Annotated in this window: 8 protein-coding genes; 2 read left to right on the top strand and 6 right to left on the bottom strand. The window is 63.2% G+C overall.

The annotated features are described in order from the left end of the window. Window positions 1–25: 25 nt before the first annotated feature. Window positions 26–1,459 (top strand): glycosyltransferase, encoded by a 1,434-nt coding sequence (locus tag API01S_RS05015; protein WP_244976682.1) that lies wholly within the window; start codon window positions 26–28, stop codon window positions 1,457–1,459. A 39-nt stretch (window positions 1,460–1,498) separates the two neighbouring features. Here API01S_RS05015 and API01S_RS05020 read toward each other — a convergent pair whose 3' ends face one another. The 3 genes from API01S_RS05020 to API01S_RS05030 all read right to left on the bottom strand — a co-directional run bounded on the left by API01S_RS05020 (window position 1,499) and on the right by API01S_RS05030 (window position 11,769). Next, entirely contained in the window at window positions 1,499–2,830 is a 1,332-nt protein-coding gene (locus API01S_RS05020; protein WP_061303425.1) for an aminotransferase class I/II-fold pyridoxal phosphate-dependent enzyme, read from the bottom strand. 20 nt (window positions 2,831–2,850) lie between these two features. Next, window positions 2,851–10,476, bottom strand: a complete 7,626-nt coding sequence (locus API01S_RS05025; protein ID WP_061303427.1) for a type I polyketide synthase — start codon at window positions 10,474–10,476, stop codon at window positions 2,851–2,853. Between the two features lie 699 nt (window positions 10,477–11,175). Continuing rightward, the gene (locus API01S_RS05030; protein WP_061303879.1) at window positions 11,176–11,769 is read right to left on the bottom strand and encodes an RBBP9/YdeN family alpha/beta hydrolase; all 594 of its coding nucleotides are present in this window, start codon (window positions 11,767–11,769) and stop codon (window positions 11,176–11,178) included. Between the two features lie 258 nt (window positions 11,770–12,027). Between API01S_RS05030 and API01S_RS05035 the strand changes: the two genes are divergently transcribed. Then, window positions 12,028–13,155 (top strand): branched-chain amino acid ABC transporter substrate-binding protein, encoded by a 1,128-nt coding sequence (locus API01S_RS05035; protein ID WP_061303428.1) that lies wholly within the window; start codon window positions 12,028–12,030, stop codon window positions 13,153–13,155. A 134-nt stretch (window positions 13,156–13,289) separates the two neighbouring features. On the opposite strand, the gene API01S_RS05040 is transcribed toward API01S_RS05035, so the two are convergent. From API01S_RS05040 to ugpA, 3 genes are read right to left on the bottom strand one after another with little or no spacing between them, the layout of a single operon-like run. Further along, on the bottom strand, window positions 13,290–14,378 hold the full coding sequence (locus tag API01S_RS05040) for a sn-glycerol-3-phosphate import ATP-binding protein UgpC (protein WP_006219638.1): 1,089 nt from the start codon (window positions 14,376–14,378) through the stop codon (window positions 13,290–13,292). Between the two features lie 49 nt (window positions 14,379–14,427). Continuing rightward, entirely contained in the window at window positions 14,428–15,279 is an 852-nt protein-coding gene (gene ugpE, locus API01S_RS05045) for a sn-glycerol-3-phosphate ABC transporter permease UgpE (protein WP_050728696.1), read from the bottom strand. 21 nt (window positions 15,280–15,300) lie between these two features. Next, window positions 15,301–16,182: a sn-glycerol-3-phosphate ABC transporter permease UgpA gene (gene ugpA, locus API01S_RS05050; RefSeq protein WP_006219636.1), complete on the bottom strand. Its 882-nt coding sequence runs from the start codon at window positions 16,180–16,182 to the stop codon at window positions 15,301–15,303. Window positions 16,183–16,286 lie beyond the last annotated feature (104 nt).

Here is a 16,286-nt window from a genome sequence, read left to right on the forward strand (position 1 = left end):
GGCTCAGGCCGTCTTCGTTCTGGTCGTGCTCGCCTTCGGCCTTTACGTCATTCTTGAGTTGCGCGTCTTGCTGATTTCACGGAAGGTGGAGCGTCGCAAGCTGGCGGCGATCGACCAGGCCGTGGTCGATATCGACCGCACGAATCTGCCCCGCGTCAGCGTCCTCCTTCCCATCTGCAATGAATCCTCGGTCGTCGAGCGCTTGATCGATGCGGCGTGCCGCTTGCGCTATCCGCCAGGGGCGTTGGAAATCCTCATCCTGGATGATTCTTCCGATATCACTTCCAAGCTCGCTCAGGCCCGCGCCGACGTACACGCCGCATCGGGTGTGAATGTCCGAGTGATCCGCCGGCAGGACAGGAAGGGCTTCAAGGCCGGAAACCTCGTTCATGGCATCCAGCAATCCACGGGAGATTTCTTCGCCATCTTCGATGCGGACTTCGTGCCGCCCGAAGATTTCCTGTTGCGGACCATTCCCTGTTTCGAGGACCCCAGCCTGGGGTTTCTGCAGACGGGCATCGGCTACGAAAACCGCGACGCCTCTTTTCTCACACGTTTCCAGGCGATGGAAATGGGGCATCAGCAGTACGTGACCGTCGGTTTGAGCGAGGACGGAGACATGGCCTCGCTCAGTGGCAGCTCTTGCGTCTGGCGGCGGGCGTGCGTTCAGGCACTGGGGGGATGGAATGCGTCAACCGTGACCGAGGATGTGGATCTGGGATACCGGGCGCAGTTCGGGGATTGGAAATACGCCTATCTGCGCGATGTGGTGTCGATGTCGATACTGCCCGAAACCATCAGCGCGTTCCGCGTGCAGCGTGAGCGCTGGGGTCGCGGCCTGATCCATAGCGCGTTTAAGCACGTTGGCCGGATGTTCAAGCAGCGCATGCCTTTCCTGAAACGCCTGCATGCGGTGTCGATGATGTTTTCATCGGTCTTGCTGGCGGCGATCTACGTATTGGTGTTGTTGAGCCTGCCGCTGAACTATCTGGTGAACTTCGATCAGGATGCGTTCAACTGGGGTGCGCTGGCCTTCTTTGTGCTGGTGACGATCTGGTCGCTGGACAACGCGTTTGGCGCGCGCAAGGGTGCACGCCTGGAAGACAAACCCAGTCTGGCGATGGCGCTTTGGTACAACTATCTGTACATCGCCATGTTCCTGCCAATGGCCTGGTACTACTTTGCCGGTGGAATACGTGCCCTGTTCGGGGTGTATGGCGAGTTTCATCGCACCCCGAAAGGGCAAGACGAAAAGCGTTCTCGCCTGCCTCGCATCAATGGCCTGCTCATGGCCGGAGAGGCCTTCACCTTCTGTTATTCGATGGTCGCGCTGGGCGTGGCCGTGCGCGAACACAATTACGTGCTGGTGCCATTGAATTTGACCGTCTGCGTCGGGTTCGGGATGGTGGTGTATTGGTCCTGGCACGAGGCGCGGGCCAGCGGCAGGGCAGCGCGATAAGGTATTTGGGGCGGCGGCGGGATGCGCCGCGCGCCAGCCTTACATCGCTTCGGCCAGGATCCTGACGGTGGATGCGATCTGCGCTTCGGTATGCATGCAGGACATGAAGAAACGCAGGCGCGCGGTCTTCTCCGGCACCGCCGGGTAAAGAATAGGTTGTACGTTGATCCCGTGCTTGAACAGCACCGCCGACAGGCGCGTCGCCTTTAATGAGCTGCCCGTGATGGCCGGCACCACCGCCAGGCCGGTACTCGTGCCCGTGTCGATGCCGGCAGCCTTGGCACGTTCCAGAAAAAACTTGCCGCGCGCCTGCAGGGCGGCCACGCGATCCGGCAACTCCTTCATGCGGCGCAGCGCGGCCAGCGACGCCGCCGCGACGCTGGGCGGCATGCCGACGCTGTACAGGAAGCCCGGCGCCAGGAATTTCAGATGCTCCACCAGGGCTGTTTCCCCGGCGATATACCCGCCGCATCCGGCCAGCGTCTTGCTCAACGTGCCCATCCAGATGTCCACGTCTTTGCCATCGACACCGAAATGCTCGCGGATGCCGTAGCCGCGTGCGCCCATGACTCCCAGGGAATGCGCTTCATCCACCATCAGGAATGCACGATGGCGCTGCTTGATCTCGATGAAACGAGGCAGGTCAGGATAGTCGCCGTCCATGCTGTAGATGCCTTCCAGCACGATCAGCACACGTTCGAACTGGTGGCGCTGTTCGTGCAGGATGGCGTCCAGCGCTTCCCAGTCGTTGTGCGGAAAGCGCAGGCGGCACGCGCCTGACAGCAGGATGCCTTGCAACACGCTGTTGTGGATCAGCTCGTCATGCAGGACAAGATCACGCGGGCCGAACAGATGGCCGATGGTGGATACGTTCGTGGCGTGACCGCTGACGAAGGTGACGGCGTCGTCGACGTCATACAAGGCCGCGATTTCCATTTCCAGCTCGCGGTGCACGGGCCGCTCGCCAGAGACAAGGCGGCTGGCGGATACCGAGGTGCCGTAGCGATCGATGGCGGCTTTCGCTGCCGCCGAGACGACAGGGTCGCCGGACATATTCAGGTAGTTGTAGCTGGCGTAGTTGATGTAGTCGGCGCCGCCGATCTGCGTGCCTGCGCCTGCCGTGCCTTCATGCAGTTTGAAGAACGGATTCTTCACCCCGAGCTTGTTCGCCCCGTCGTTGATGATGCGCAATTGCTGATAGCCGGGATGCAGGTGGAAGCGGTAATGCTCCTGCGGGATGTCCGCTTTCTTTTCGGCCGGTCGCGCGGGTGCCTTGGCGCCTGGAGCGGCCGCTTGGCGCAGCTTGCGCTCCAGGGTCTGCTGGATCAGCTTGTCTTTGATGCCGGCAGCCAGGCCGGGCAACTTCTTCATGGTGCTCAATTAATTCTGACCTACTGGATCATGCGTTGGATGGGCAGGCTGCCGTTCATCTTGATCTCGTCCACCAGCGCGGTGACGGCAACGGAACCCACGTCAACGGCATGGCTCGCGGCAACCTGCTGGACGTTGGCGGCCACCGCATCGCCGGCTTCGTGATGTTCCTCGCGCAACAACAGCGCCAGCCGCTCGGCCAGCTTGGCGGGTGTGGGGCTTTCGTTGAGCGCCATCACGGGCAGGCGTATGCCAAAACGATTTTCCAGCGCGACCACCAGTTCGACGCCCATCAATGAGTCCAGGCCCATGTCATAGACGGACCGGGTGGCGTCGATTTTCTCGGGCGATACGCGAAGGATTTCACCGATCTCGGTTTTAAGCATGTCGGTGAAGCGTTCATGCAGGGTCGCCTCGTCCAGGGTGGCGAGCATGTGAGCGATGTCTTCGGCGCCTCCGTCTTCGTCGGCCGTGCCGCCGGCGCGGCGCGCGATGTTCGAGAACTTCGGCAGCGCGGCGGTGGGCAGGAAGCGGCTGAGGGCGCGCCAGTCCAGTTCAAGCACGCCGAGCCCCGAGGCATCGGCGACCAGCATGTCTTCAAGTGCGTCCAGCGCGACGCGCGAGGCGAGCGCGCCGCCGCCCATGCGGCCCTGTAGCGCATCCTTGATTTTCTGATTGCGGGCCAGAAAGCCGACGTCGTCGATTGCGCCCCAGCGCACGCAGGTCGCGGGCAGGCCTTCGGCGCGGCGTTGGGCGGCAAAGCGTTCCAACCAGGTATTGGCGGCGACGTAGTTGCTTTGGCCAGGATTGCCAAAGAGTGTCGTGGCCGACGAATAAAGCACGAACAGGTCCAAGGGCAGCTGCCGGGTCAATTCGTGCAGGTGCAGGGCACCCAGCACCTTGGCGGCAAGGGTGCGGCGGATCTGGTCGGGACTGGTGCTGCGTGCCAGTCCATCGTCGATCACGACGGCGGCGTGCACCACGCCTTTCAAGGGCGGCAGCGTGCCCGCCGCGTCGTGCAGCAGGCTGACCAGCGCGTCGCGATCCGTCACGTCGCACGCGGCGGCGTAGACCCGGACCCCCTGGCTGGCAAAGGTTGACAGCGCAGCCTGGGCGGCATCGTTGGTGGGCCCGCTGCGGCTGATCAGGATCAGGTTGCGCGCGCCCTTGTCCACAAGCCACTGCGCGGTGCGCAGGCCGAAGCCGCCCAGGCCGCCCGTGACCAGATAGGTGCCGTTTGCAGTCAGCGCGAGCTTGGGCGTTACGGACGCGGCAGGGGTGTGTATGCCGCTGATGCCATTGCGGTAAGTGACCACGATCTTGCCGATCTGGCGCGCTTGCTGCATGTAGCGGAAAGCATCGACGATGTCGTTGGCATCGAAGGCAGTGTAGGGCAGCGGATGCAATACGCCTTGGCGGAACAGCGCCATCATCTGGCCGAACAGGCGTTGGGTCAGGTCAGGACGTTCGTTCATCAGCTGGTCGGCATCGATGCCGAAATAGCTGATGTTGTTGCGGAACGGACGCAGGCCGATGCGAGTGTTCTCGTAAAAGTCGCGCTTGCCCAGTTCCAGGAAGCGGCCGAACGGCTTGAGCACGCGCAGGTTGCGGTTGATGGCTTCGCCTGCAAGCGAATTGAGCACAACGTCGACGCCGCTCCCGTCCGTATCGGCCAGGATCTCGTCGGCGTAGGACAAAGAGCGCGAGTCATAGATGTGGCGCACGCCCAACAGCCGCAGCAAGTCGCGCTTCTCGTCGGAACCGGCGGTCGCGTAGATCTCCGCGCCCAGTGACTGCGCAAACTGGATGGCCGCAATGCCAACCCCGCCTGCCGCGCCATGGATCAGGATTTTCTCGCCTTCTTCCAGGCGCGCCAGGTGGTGCAGCGCGTAGTAGACCGTGAAGAAGGTGCTGGGTATGGTGGCGGCGGCTTCAAAGGAAAAGCCGTCGGGAATGTGGGAGATGGCGTTGGGACGTGTCAGTACGCGGTCCCCGAAGCTGGCGGGGCCAAAGCCCACGACGGCGTCACCGACGGCGTAGCCCTCGACATCAGCGCCCACGCGTGAGACGGTGCCCGAGAACTCCAGGCCCAGCGTGGCGCCGGCAAAGCCGTTCTCGATGGCTTCGTCGGACAACAGGCCCAAGGCGTACATCACGTCCCGGAAGTTCAGGCCCGTGGCTTGGATGCTGACCTCAAGCTCGTCATCCGCCGGGGCCGAGGCAGGGCAGGCTTCCCAGCGCAGGTTGCGCAGTTGGCCGGGGAATTCGAAACCCAGGCGCACGGCTTGCGATGCCTGGGCCGGGTCGGCCGGGTCGACCTGGGCGGCAGGTCGTGGCGCCTGACGCAGCCGAGGCGCATAGCGGGCCCCGGCGCCGTCAACAATGATCTCGTCTTCGTCGTCGGTGGGCCGCGTCAATTCACTTGCCAGCGTTGACGCCAATTGGCCGGCCCGAGCCAAAGGCAGGTCGACCATGCGGATGCGGAAGTTGGACGCCTCGTTGGCCAGCGTGCGGCCGTAGCCCCAGAGCGCCGCATCGTTCAGCGTATGGGCGCACGTCTGCGGCTGGGGCGAAGCGAGCAGATACTGAGCGGCATCGGCGGTGATCAACCAGACGGTCGCGTTGGTCTGGTGCTGCTCGCATGCCCGGGCGATAGCGGCGGCCAGATCGCAGCGGCGCGTTTGCTTTGTCAACAACTCGTCGGGCGTTTCGCGGGCATCGGCCCAAGCCAGGCCGCTCAGATGCACGATGTGCTGGACAGGGCTGGCGGCGCCCGTGCGCAGAAATTCGTTCAGCGCGCTGGGCGCGGTGTCGAAGGCGACGCGGACATGATGGCCCATCGCGCACAACTGCGTGTTCAACGACTGGGCAAGCCCTGCGCCATGATCGGGATTCTGGTCGGCCAGGATCAGCCAATGAGCGGGATCGATGGCCCGGTTTGTAAGTTGGGTCGCGTCTGCCTGGCTGTCCAGGGCTGCGGTCAGCACGTAGGCGCCGGTCGCAAACGATTCCGAGAACGCCATAGGCGCGTCGCAACGCAGGCCCAGGCTTTCAAGTTCGTCGGCCCAGAATTCCGTAGGCTGCTGGGTGGACAGTTGATCGCCGTTCTCGCTGGTTTGCCACCAGTCCTGGCGCGCGCCGAACACGAAATCACCCCACGCGGCAGGGTAGGCGCCGCAGAAAACCAGGATACCGTCGGGACGCAGGCTGGCGCGCGCGTAGCGCAATGCGGCGCGCGCGGTTTCGAGGGTGTCGAACTCGCAGTGGAAGATGGCGAGGTCGCAACGCGCCGTGGCGGCCATGCCGCCGTCGCCGATGAATGCGGTGTGCGCGTTCGGATAACGTTCCGCTTGCTGATGAGCGACCTGCTCGAGCGCGTCGGGGTTGCTGGACGCGTAGCAGTAGTCGGCCACATTGAAGTCCAGGGCTTCGCAGCAACTGGATGCGAACAGCGGCGCGGCCTGGCCCACTTCTATGACGGCCAGTCGTTGACCGTCCAGCCGGCGCGATTGGGCTTGTGCAAGCGCCGCGCCCAGGGCTGAACCCAGGCGCTGGCCACTGGCCGCGCCAAGCGCGCTGCGCAGGATGCTGGCGGGCGTGCTGGCGCGTGGGCAGACCTCGTCCAGCGAGGCGGCACCACGGAACAAGGCGGGCAGGTGCAGGCCAACCCGGCCCACGGCGTGAACGATCTGGGCGTAATCCGGGTATTCACGCAGAAGGGTGTTCCAGATATCTGCCACGCCGGTCTCGTGGTCCTCTGCAACGGGCAGGCAGACGCCGGCGTCGCTTGCCTGCACGTAGCCTGCGGCGGTCAATCGCGAGATTGCTCGGTCCAGCAGCAGCGCGGTCTCCGGCGTCTGCCGGCGCAGTTGCGCAATCTCTGGCTGCGGCAACAGCACGCCATCGGGGGCAAGCTGGCGCAAGGCCTCCAGCGAGAAGCCATCGCAAAGGCTTTCGAGCAACGGGTCCACTTCCTGCGCGTAGCGATCGTGCGAACCGCTGTCGATACCGTCGGCGATGGCCGCAGCCAGCGCGCCGCGCAACGCATCCGCGTCGAGCGGGTTGGGACCAAAGGGCGCGTGCGGACGCGGCGTGGCGATGGAGTCCAGGAAGCTGAGGTTGTCGGCGGCACGCTTTCGCAGCCGGATGCTGCGAAAGCGTGCTTGTTCGACGGCGGCAATCTGCACGCCTTCGGCGTTGAACAGTTCGAAGCTGGCAGTCAGCGAGTGCGGCGCGCGACGCTTCAGGCGAACCCGGGCCGCGGCGGGTTGTCCGGCGTTGGCCCGCAGGCTTAAACGCCCGATCTTGGACGGCACAAATGCAATGCCCTGGCCCATGGCCGGATCGTTGCGCAGCAGTTGGATGATCAACTGGAAGGCGCAGTCCAGCAGCGCCGGATGCAGGTGCGTCTGGCCGAGTTCGGTTTGCAGGCTGTCGTGGACTTGCAGCACGGCCAGGACGCTTGTGTCGGACTCTTGCCATCCATGCGACACCGCTTGGAACGCGGGTCCGTAATCCAGGCCGACCGCGCGGGTCAGCGCGTTGTGCGTCTCAGCCGTGAAGTCGGGAAGGCGGCTGGGAAGGCTCAATGGCGCTGACTTGAGGCGCGCCATGCCGGGCTCGCGCAATATTCGGCCGCTGGCATGCTTGACCCAGGGTTCCGAACTGTTGATGTCCTTGGCAGTGATGCGAAAGCGTCCGTCGGCGTCATCCAGCAGCACTCGCGTCAGCTTGGTCGGAGACGCGTTGACCAGCAGCGGGGCGTGGATTTCGAGTTCTTCGAGTTCGGCGCACTCTCCGGTCTGCCAATTCAGCGCGGCCGCCAATGCCATTTCGGCAAAACCCGTGCCTGGGAAGACGACGGCGTCACCGACGACGTGGTCAGCCAGCGCGGGATGCAATTGGGTATCCAGCTGGCTTTCCCAAGTGTTCTCGTGCTGTTGCAGCGGATAGCCCAGCAACGGATGCGCGCTGCGTCGGGACAGCAGTCCCAAGGATTCGGGCGTCGTGCCATGCCAATGGCGCTCGCGCTGCCACGGGTAGGCGGGCAATTCAACGGTCGAGCCTTCCCAAGGAAACAGCGATTGCAGGTCGATCTGCCCGCCGCTGACAATCACTTGCCCGGCGGCCGTCCAGACCTTTTCGGGGTCGTCGCCGCCGCGCGCGCAGGTGCTCAGGGCGCGGCCTTGGATGTTGGCGGATTTGAACGTGTCGTTCAGATAGGAACGCAGCACCGGATGCGGACCGACTTCGACGTAGACGTTGTTCCCAGACGAAACGAGCTCAGTGGCAGCCTGTTCGAAACCGACCGGCTCGCGCACGTTGCGCCACCAGTAGCCAGCGTCCAGCTGCGCGCCGTCCAGTTGCGTGCCCGTGACCGTCGAATAGAAGGGGATCTCGCTCGCACGAGGCTGAATCCGCGCAAGCGCATCGCGTATGCCAGCTTCGATGGGGTCCATCGCGGAACTATGAAAGGCGTAATCCAGGTCCAGGCGGCGGAAGAACAGGGCTTCCTGGGCCAGCAAGCCTTCGAGGGTGTCCAGGCCTTGCGGCGAGCCCGCCACTGTCGAACCACGGCTGCTGTTGAAGCCGGCCACGCAAAGTTGATCGGTCAGGTTATGCATGGCGATCAGCGCCTGCGCTTCTTCGCCGCTGATGCCAAGGGCGCTCATGCGACCCTGGCCTTTGGTCTGGCCTTGCATGCGGCTGCGGTGATAGATGACGCAGACCGCATCGGGCAGGCTGAGTGCTCCGCAGGCCCAGGCGGCCGCGACTTCGCCCACGCTGTGGCCGATGACGGCGGTGGGTACGACGCCGCGTTGCGACAGCATGCGCGTGATGCCAACTTGCAGCGCAAACAGCGCTGGCTGGGCGATTTCTGTAAGGGAGTAGCGCTCGTCGCCGTTTTCGCCGGCCAATTCCTTGCGCAGCGAAAAGTCTGCGTACTGAGAAAAATGAGCGTCGACTTCGTCGATGGCGGATGCGAAGACGGGATCGCCCAGCAAGCGGCGGCCCATGCCTGCCCATTGCGATCCATTGCCCGAATACACCATCACGGGGCCACGGCCCTTGCCCAGCGCGGTTCCGACCACGACGCCGTGGTGGGAACCCGCGTCTTCGGCGAAGCGCTGGAGTTGGTCGGCCACGGCATCGCACTGCGTGCCGAACACCACGGCGCGTTCACCGTGCCAATCGCGGCGCATGGCGGCGTGATAGGCGGCGTTGTACAGAAAGCGGGCGGGCTGGCCACGCAGCGCGTCGGCCATTTGCTGCGCGGCTGCCTGCAACGCCTGCGCCGATTTGCCCGAGACAATCACCGGTATGGGCGCCGTCTTGGCCATCTTGCGCTCGGCGGCGGGGCTGCGGGCTGGCGCGCTTTCGAGAATGACGTGAGCGTTGGCGCCACCGAAACCGAAAGAGTTCACGCCCACCACAAGCTTGCCAGTCGGGCGCAGCTTGCGGTTCTGGGTGACGACATCGAGGTTCCAGTCTTGAACGTCGATTTTCGGGTTGAGCGTCTTGATGCCGATGGTGGCGGGCACGACACGGTGGCGCAGCACGTACATGGCCTTGATCAGGCCGGCGACGCCGGAGGCGGCTTCCAGGTGGCCAAGGTTGCTCTTAACGGACCCAATGGGCAAGGGTGCGTCCTTGTCGCGTTGCTGCGCAAGCGCAGCGCCGATGGCGCGGGTTTCGATGGGGTCTCCCACGGCGGTGCCCGTGCCGTGCGCTTCCAGGTAGTCGATCTCGGACGGCGAGATGCCCGCCTGCTCGTAAGCCTGCCGCATCAGCGTGGCCTGCGCGTCGGCGCTGGGCACGGTAAGGCCGGACTTGCGGCCATCGGTGTTGACGGCGGACCCGGCGACGACCGCCAGGATGTTGTCGTTATCGGCCAGCGCTTGGTCGTAGTCTTTGAGCAGGAAGATGCCCCCACCCTCGGAGCGGACGTAGCCGTCGCCGGATGCATCGAATACGTTGCAACGTCCACGCGGCGACAGCATCGATGCTTTTGCGAACGTGATGAAGCCATATGGATGCAGGTGCAGGCTGACGCCGCCCGCAAGCGCCTGATCGCATTCACCGGAAATGATCGCGCGGCACGCCTGGTGAAACGCCACCAAGGACGATGAGCACGCAGTGTCCATGGCAATGCTGGGCCCGCGCAGATCGAAAAAGTAAGAGAGCCGGTTGGCGGCGATGCTCGCGGTGTTGCCCGTGGCGGTGGACGCGTCGATGGCGCCAAGGTCTTCGGCCAAGCGATACGCGTAGTCCGTGCTGGCAATACCGATATAGACGCCGCAATTGGTGCCACGCAGTGTGGATGCCCGCACCCCTGCCTGTTCGATGGCTTCCCAGCTCATCTCCAGGAGCAGGCGTTGTTGCGGGTCCATGAGAGCGGCCTCGCGCGGAGAAATGCCAAAGAAGCCGGCGTCGAAGCCGGCGACATCGCCAATCGAGCCCGCGGCGAAGGTGTAGGTTGTCCCGGGGTGGTCCTTGCCAGGGTGCTCATAGGCCGCGCGGGTCCAGCGGTCGGCCGCAACGTCTGTAACCAGATCGCGGCCTGCCAGCAAGTCTGACCAATAGTTTTCCGTGGTGGTGCTGGGGAACCGGAACGAATGCCCGATAACAGCGACGCGCTTAGCCATGCAGTGTCCTTCTGATCCGGTCTAAGGGGACCTGGAATTCAAGAATGCGGTCATGCCGCAAGAGGGGGAGTGGCAGTTGACGCTCGGCAAAGAGCGGCAGCCGCGAGGCGCGATGAGTCGGGCATGGGCCCGGACGTCGATTTCACGCTGGGCCGAAGTGGCCCGAGCTGCTGCTTCTGCCTTGTGCCGCCATTGCGAAAATGGCCCCCATCATGCGTTGGACCCTGCATTGGCGCTGCTGCCGGTGCGCCACGAACCTGCTGTTTGTCGTCATTACTTAATTTTTTACGTTCCAGGGCCGAACGCAGGGATTTCGCTGCGTTCCTTTCGACCGGACGGGCCACAAGCACCGCTCTGGAGCAGAAACAAATTGATTTAAACGGAATGATTTTACTGTATGCCGATGATACTGATGGCTCACCCTTCGGGGTGTAACGCCCGGAGCACTGGTGATACAAGCTGGACCGGGCCCACATATTCGCCGCCTCCCATACGTCGCGGGAAGCATATCAAGCGCTTGTAACTTGTTTTCGCCAAGATAAATCAAAATAATTCTTTCATTGCAAAATGCGGCATCAATTCGGCAAGCACTCGCAAGGATTGCAATAGTTAGCGGCAGGGCGTGCCGCAAGCGACGTATTTCCCTCTGATTTCTCAAAGGGATGGTCGTGCAGTGGGGGGGACGTCTCCTACGCGGGCTCAGGACATGCAAGCCGGCACCGGCGGTATCCGTTTGGCCGGCGTTGGTATCCGCCACGATGCGCGGCGACGCAAGGCGCCGAAGATCTTCAGCCCTTGGGGCCAGTCGGCCAGCCCGCTGTCGGCATTGATATGGCCGGCGCCTGACAGGACGACAACGCGGCTACCCCAATCCTGCGCGAAGGCGCGGGCGCGTTCCAGGCGGCAATAAGGGTCGTCGTCGCTGGCGACCACGACGCTCTGGAAGGGCAAGGACTGGCGAGAGATGGGCGCGAAGGCGCGCAAGCAGGCGGGCGCGTCCAGGCGTTCAACGTCGGCGGGCGCTACCAGCAGCGCGCCGGCGACCTTGGCGCGTAAAGGGACGGGCAGGGACGCGCTGATCAGGCAACCCAGGCTGTGCGCGATAAGCAGCACCGGGCTGCGCGCCTGGTCCACCTGGGCGGCCAAGGTTGAAATCCATTCCGAGGGGGACGGATTTTCCCAGTCGCGTTGTTCGACACGCACGGCGTGGGGCAAGCTGCTTGCCCAGCGGGATTGCCAGTGCTCGGGTCCGGAGTTTTTCCATCCGGGGACGATGATCGGTTGGAGTCTCATGGCGGCCATCATGCCGCGCGGGGCTTGTAACTCAAACGAATAAATCGTCTATTGCATATACGGCGCCATGTATAAAGCCCGGCCCTCATCGGGTAGGGCGGCGCACATCGGAATGGCGCCCGGACAGCCGCCAAAACCGGTGTTTTTTCGGTGTATGCTTGCCGAGCAAAAGCACCGTACCGAGGCGTGACCTTATCGATATCCGGCGTTCGCCCGCTACGAAAACCAATGATTAAAAGCGATTAAAGGAGTCCACACATGAAGCCAGTATTTCGTCTGACCCCGGTCATCGCGGCGCTGGGAGTCGCCGCTGGCCTGACGTTTGCCGCGGGAGCTCACGCGCAAACCATCAAGATCGGCGTGGTCGGCCCCACGACGGGCGCCGTGACCCAATATGGCGACATGGTCCGTGAAGGCGTGGATACCGCCATTGAACGCATCAACGCCGCTGGTGGCGTCAACGGCAAGAAGCTGGAAGCCGTGGTGATCGACGACGGCTGCGAACCCAAGCAGGGCCCGGTCGCGGCGAACCGCGTCGTCAACAGCAAGATCGGTTTCGTGGTGGGCCATGTGTGCTCGGGCGCGACCATCGCCGCTGCCGACATCTACAACAACGAAGGCGTGGTCATGGTGACGCCGTCCGCGACCGCCCCGGCCGTGACCGACGGCAAGAACTACGAGTTCATCTTCCGCACCATCGGCCGCGATGACCAGCAAGGCCCCGCCGCCGCGAAGTTCGTGCTGGAAAAGATCAAGCCCAAGAAGGCCGCCGTGCTGCATGACAAGCAGTCGTATGGCCAGGGCATCGCTACCGCCGTCAAGAACGACCTGGAAAAGGGCGGCGTGCCCGTCGCGATCTTCGAAGGCGTCAACGCCGGCGACAGCGACTACTCCGCCGTCATCACCAAGCTCAAGGCCCAAGGCGTGGACTTCGTCTACTACGGCGGCTACCACCCCGAAATGGGACTGCTGCTGCGCCAGGCCGCCGAGCAAGGCGTGAAGGCCAAGTGGATGGGTCCGGAAGGCGCGGGCAACCCGGACATCAACGCCATTGCCGGCGATGCCGTCGAAGGCATGCTGCTGACCCTGCCGGCCGACTTCACCCAGAACGCCGCCAACGCCGACATCGTCAAGGCCTTCGAAGCGAAGAAGCGCAATGCTGGCGGTGCTTTCCAGATGACGGCGTACACCGCCACCCAGGTCATCGCGGATGGCATCAAGGGCGCGGGCAGCGAAGATCCCACCAAGGTCGCCAAGTACCTGCACGCCAATTCCTTCGACACGCCGATCGGCAAGGTGTCGTGGAACAAGCAGGGTGATCTGAACAACTTCGAGTTCGACGTGTTCACCTGGCACAAGGACGGTTCCAAGACCGTCTACAAGTAAGCCGGGAAGGGCGGCGGGCTTCGGTCCGCTTCCCCGCGATGGCGTTACGGCCAAGCGGCGCGCAAACCGCTGACGCCAAAAGAAAAGGACCGCAAGCTGTGAAGCTTGCGGTCCTTTTTATTGCCTGGCGCGGCTTACAGGCCTTGTACGCGGCGGCCGGTGTCGGCTTCGAACCAGTGCAGCGGGTGACGGCCGTCCGGGCCGACGTTGACGCGGTCGCTCACCTTGGCGGACGACTCGGACAGTTGGCGCGTCGTGCACCGCACGACCAGCGTGCTCTTGCCGCAACGGCAATGGACCAGCTGTTCCGAACCCAGCGTTTCAACCATTTCCACTTCCGCCGGCACGCCTTGCGTGTTCAGCAGCATGTGTTCAGGACGCATGCCCATGATGACCTTGCGGCCGCGCACCTGCGACGGCACCTGCAAGGGCGAGATTTCCAGCGGCGTGCCGTCGGCGGTCTGCACGGTGCCGTCGCCCGCCACTTGCACTTCCATCAGGTTCATCGGGGGCGACCCGATAAAGCCGGCCACGAAGGTCGAGGCGGGCTTTTCGAACACTTCCATCGGGGTGCCGATCTGCTCCGGCACACCCTGGTACATGACGATCATGCGATGCGCCAGCGTCATGGCTTCGACCTGATCGTGCGTCACGTACAGACTGGTCGTGCCCAGGCGGCGATGCAGCTTCATGATTTCAAGGCGCATGGCCACGCGCAGCTTGGCGTCCAGGTTCGACAGCGGTTCGTCGAACAGGAACACCTTGGGTTCACGCACGATGGCGCGGCCCATGGCGACGCGTTGGCGCTGGCCGCCGGACAGCGCGCGCGGGCGGCGGTCCAGCAGATGGCCCAGTTCCAGGATCTGCGCGGCGATGTCGACGCGCTTTTTGATCTCTTCCTTCGAGAACTTGCGGATCTTCAAGCCATAGGCCATGTTTTCGAACACGGTCATGTGCGGGTAGAGCGCGTAGTTCTGGAACACCATCGCGATGTCGCGTTCGGCGGGTTCCAGCGTGTTGACGACCTTGTCGTCGATCACGATGTCGCCGCTGGTCACGGTTTCCAGGCCGGCGACCATGCGCATCAGCGTGGATTTACCGCAGCCCGATGGGCCGACGATGACGATGAATTCGCCATCTTTGACATCCATGTCGATGCCATGGATGACCGGCACGTTGCCGGCATAGGTTTTCTTGACGTTACGGAAGCTGAGAGTAGCCATGTTTATTCGTGTTCGGAGTCGTGTTCGGGTAGGCGCGGGTGGGCAAGCGTCACTTTTCAGTGTCGACCAGACCCTTGACGAACCATTTCTGCATCAGGATGACGACGAGCGCCGGCGGAATCATGGCCAGCATGGCGGTGGCCATGGTGATGTTCCATTCGGTCACGCTGTCGCCGCCGCTGATCATCCGCTTGATGCCGATGACGACGGGGTACATGTCTTCCTGCGTGGTGACGAGCAGCGGCCACAGGTATTGGTTCCAGCCGTAGATGAACTGGATCACGAACAGAGCGGCGATACTGGTCTTGGACAAGGGCAGCAGCACGTCGAAGAAGAATCGCACGGGGCCCGCGCCATCGATGCGCGCGGCTTCGATCAATTCGTCCGGCACCGTCAGGAAGAACTGGCGGAACAGGAACGTGGCGGTGGCCGAGGCGATCAGCGGCAAGGTCAGGCCGGCGTAGCTGTTGAGCATGCCCAGGTCGGCCACGACCTTGTAGGTCGGCGCGATCCGGACTTCGACGGGCAGCATCAGCGTGACGAAGATCATCCAGAAAAAGAACATGCGGCCGGGGAAGCGGAAGTACACGACCGCGAACGCCGACAGCAGCGAGATCGCGATCTTGCCGATGGAAATCGTCAGCGCCATGATCAGGCTGACGTACATCATGCGGCCCACGGGCGCGCCCGACGAACCGCCGGACGAGCCGCCAAACAGCGCCTGCATGTAGTTATCAACAAAGTGCGGACCGGGAATCAGCGACATCGGCGCTTGTGCAACTTCCTGCGCGGTCTGGGTCGACGCGACGAAAGTGACGTAAAGCGGAAATGCCACCATCGCCACGCCGCAGAGCAGAATGACGTGGGCCAGAATATCCAGCCAGGGACGGCGTTCAACCATTGTTATTAGCCTCGAACAAAATCAGTACTGCACTTTGCGGTCGACGTAGCGGAACTGTACGACCGTCAAGGCAACCACAATGAACATCAGGACGACCGACTGGGCCGCGGACGAGCCCAGGTCCAGGCCACGGAAGCCGTCGCTGTAGACCTTGTAGACCAGGATCGACGTCGACGTGCCGGGACCGCCTTGCGTCGTGGTGTCCACCACGGCAAAGGTGTCGAAGAACGCATAGATGATGTTGACCACCAGCAGGAAGAACGTGGTGGGCGACAGCAGCGGGAACACGATGCTCCAGAAGCGGCGGGCGGGGCTGGCCCCGTCAATCGCGGCGGCTTCGATGAGCGAACGCGGGATCGATTGCAGGCCGGCCAGGAAGAACAGGAAGTTGTACGAGATCTGCTTCCAGACGGCGGCGACCAGCACCAGCATCATGGCCTGGTTGCCATCCAGACGCGGGTTCCAGTCCACGCCGGACTTGCGCAGCGCGACAGCCAGGATGCCCACGGAAGGCGAGAACATGAACAGCCACAGCACGCCGACGACGGCGGGCGCCACGGCGTACGGCCAGATCAGAAGGGTCTTGTACAGCCCTGCGCCGCGAATGACGCGGTCGGCCATGACGGCCAGCAGCAAGGACACGCCCAGACCCACGACAGCCACCAGTACCGAGAAAACGGCGGTGACGCGGAAGGAATCGAGGTAGGCCTGTTGCGAGAACAGTTCCATGAAGTTGTCCAAGCCGACGAACTCGGAGGACAAACCGAAGGCGTCTTCCAACCGCATGGACTGCCACATGGCTTGTCCGGCGGGCAGGAAAAAGAAGACCACGGTAATGATCAGCTGCGGCAGAAGCAGCAGATAGGGCAGGGTCTTATGCCCGAATACAACGCGTTTTTCCATAGGGGGTACCCAAGGTACAGAAAAGCGGCGGTTGGATTAACCGCCGCTTGAAACCGCTTTCATAAAAATACGATAGGCTTAAAGCCCTAAAAAAACCAGGGCTT

The sequence above is a fragment of the Achromobacter piechaudii NBRC 102461 genome (assembly GCF_001571245.1).
GTDB lineage: Bacteria > Pseudomonadota > Gammaproteobacteria > Burkholderiales > Burkholderiaceae_B > Achromobacter > Achromobacter piechaudii.

Coding starts and splice junctions, on each gene's coding strand:
- API01S_RS05035 (WP_061303428.1), top strand. CDS start 12,028: ATGAAGCCAGTATTTCGTCTGACCCCGGTCATCGCGGCGCTGGGAGTC.
- API01S_RS05040 (WP_006219638.1), bottom strand. CDS start 14,378: ATGGCTACTCTCAGCTTCCGTAACGTCAAGAAAACCTATGCCGGCAAC.
- API01S_RS05020 (WP_061303425.1), bottom strand. CDS start 2,830: ATGAAGAAGTTGCCCGGCCTGGCTGCCGGCATCAAAGACAAGCTGATC.
- API01S_RS05025 (WP_061303427.1), bottom strand. CDS start 10,476: ATGGCTAAGCGCGTCGCTGTTATCGGGCATTCGTTCCGGTTCCCCAGC.
- ugpA (WP_006219636.1), bottom strand. CDS start 16,182: ATGGAAAAACGCGTTGTATTCGGGCATAAGACCCTGCCCTATCTGCTG.
- ugpE (WP_050728696.1), bottom strand. CDS start 15,279: ATGGTTGAACGCCGTCCCTGGCTGGATATTCTGGCCCACGTCATTCTG.
- API01S_RS05030 (WP_061303879.1), bottom strand. CDS start 11,769: ATGAGACTCCAACCGATCATCGTCCCCGGATGGAAAAACTCCGGACCC.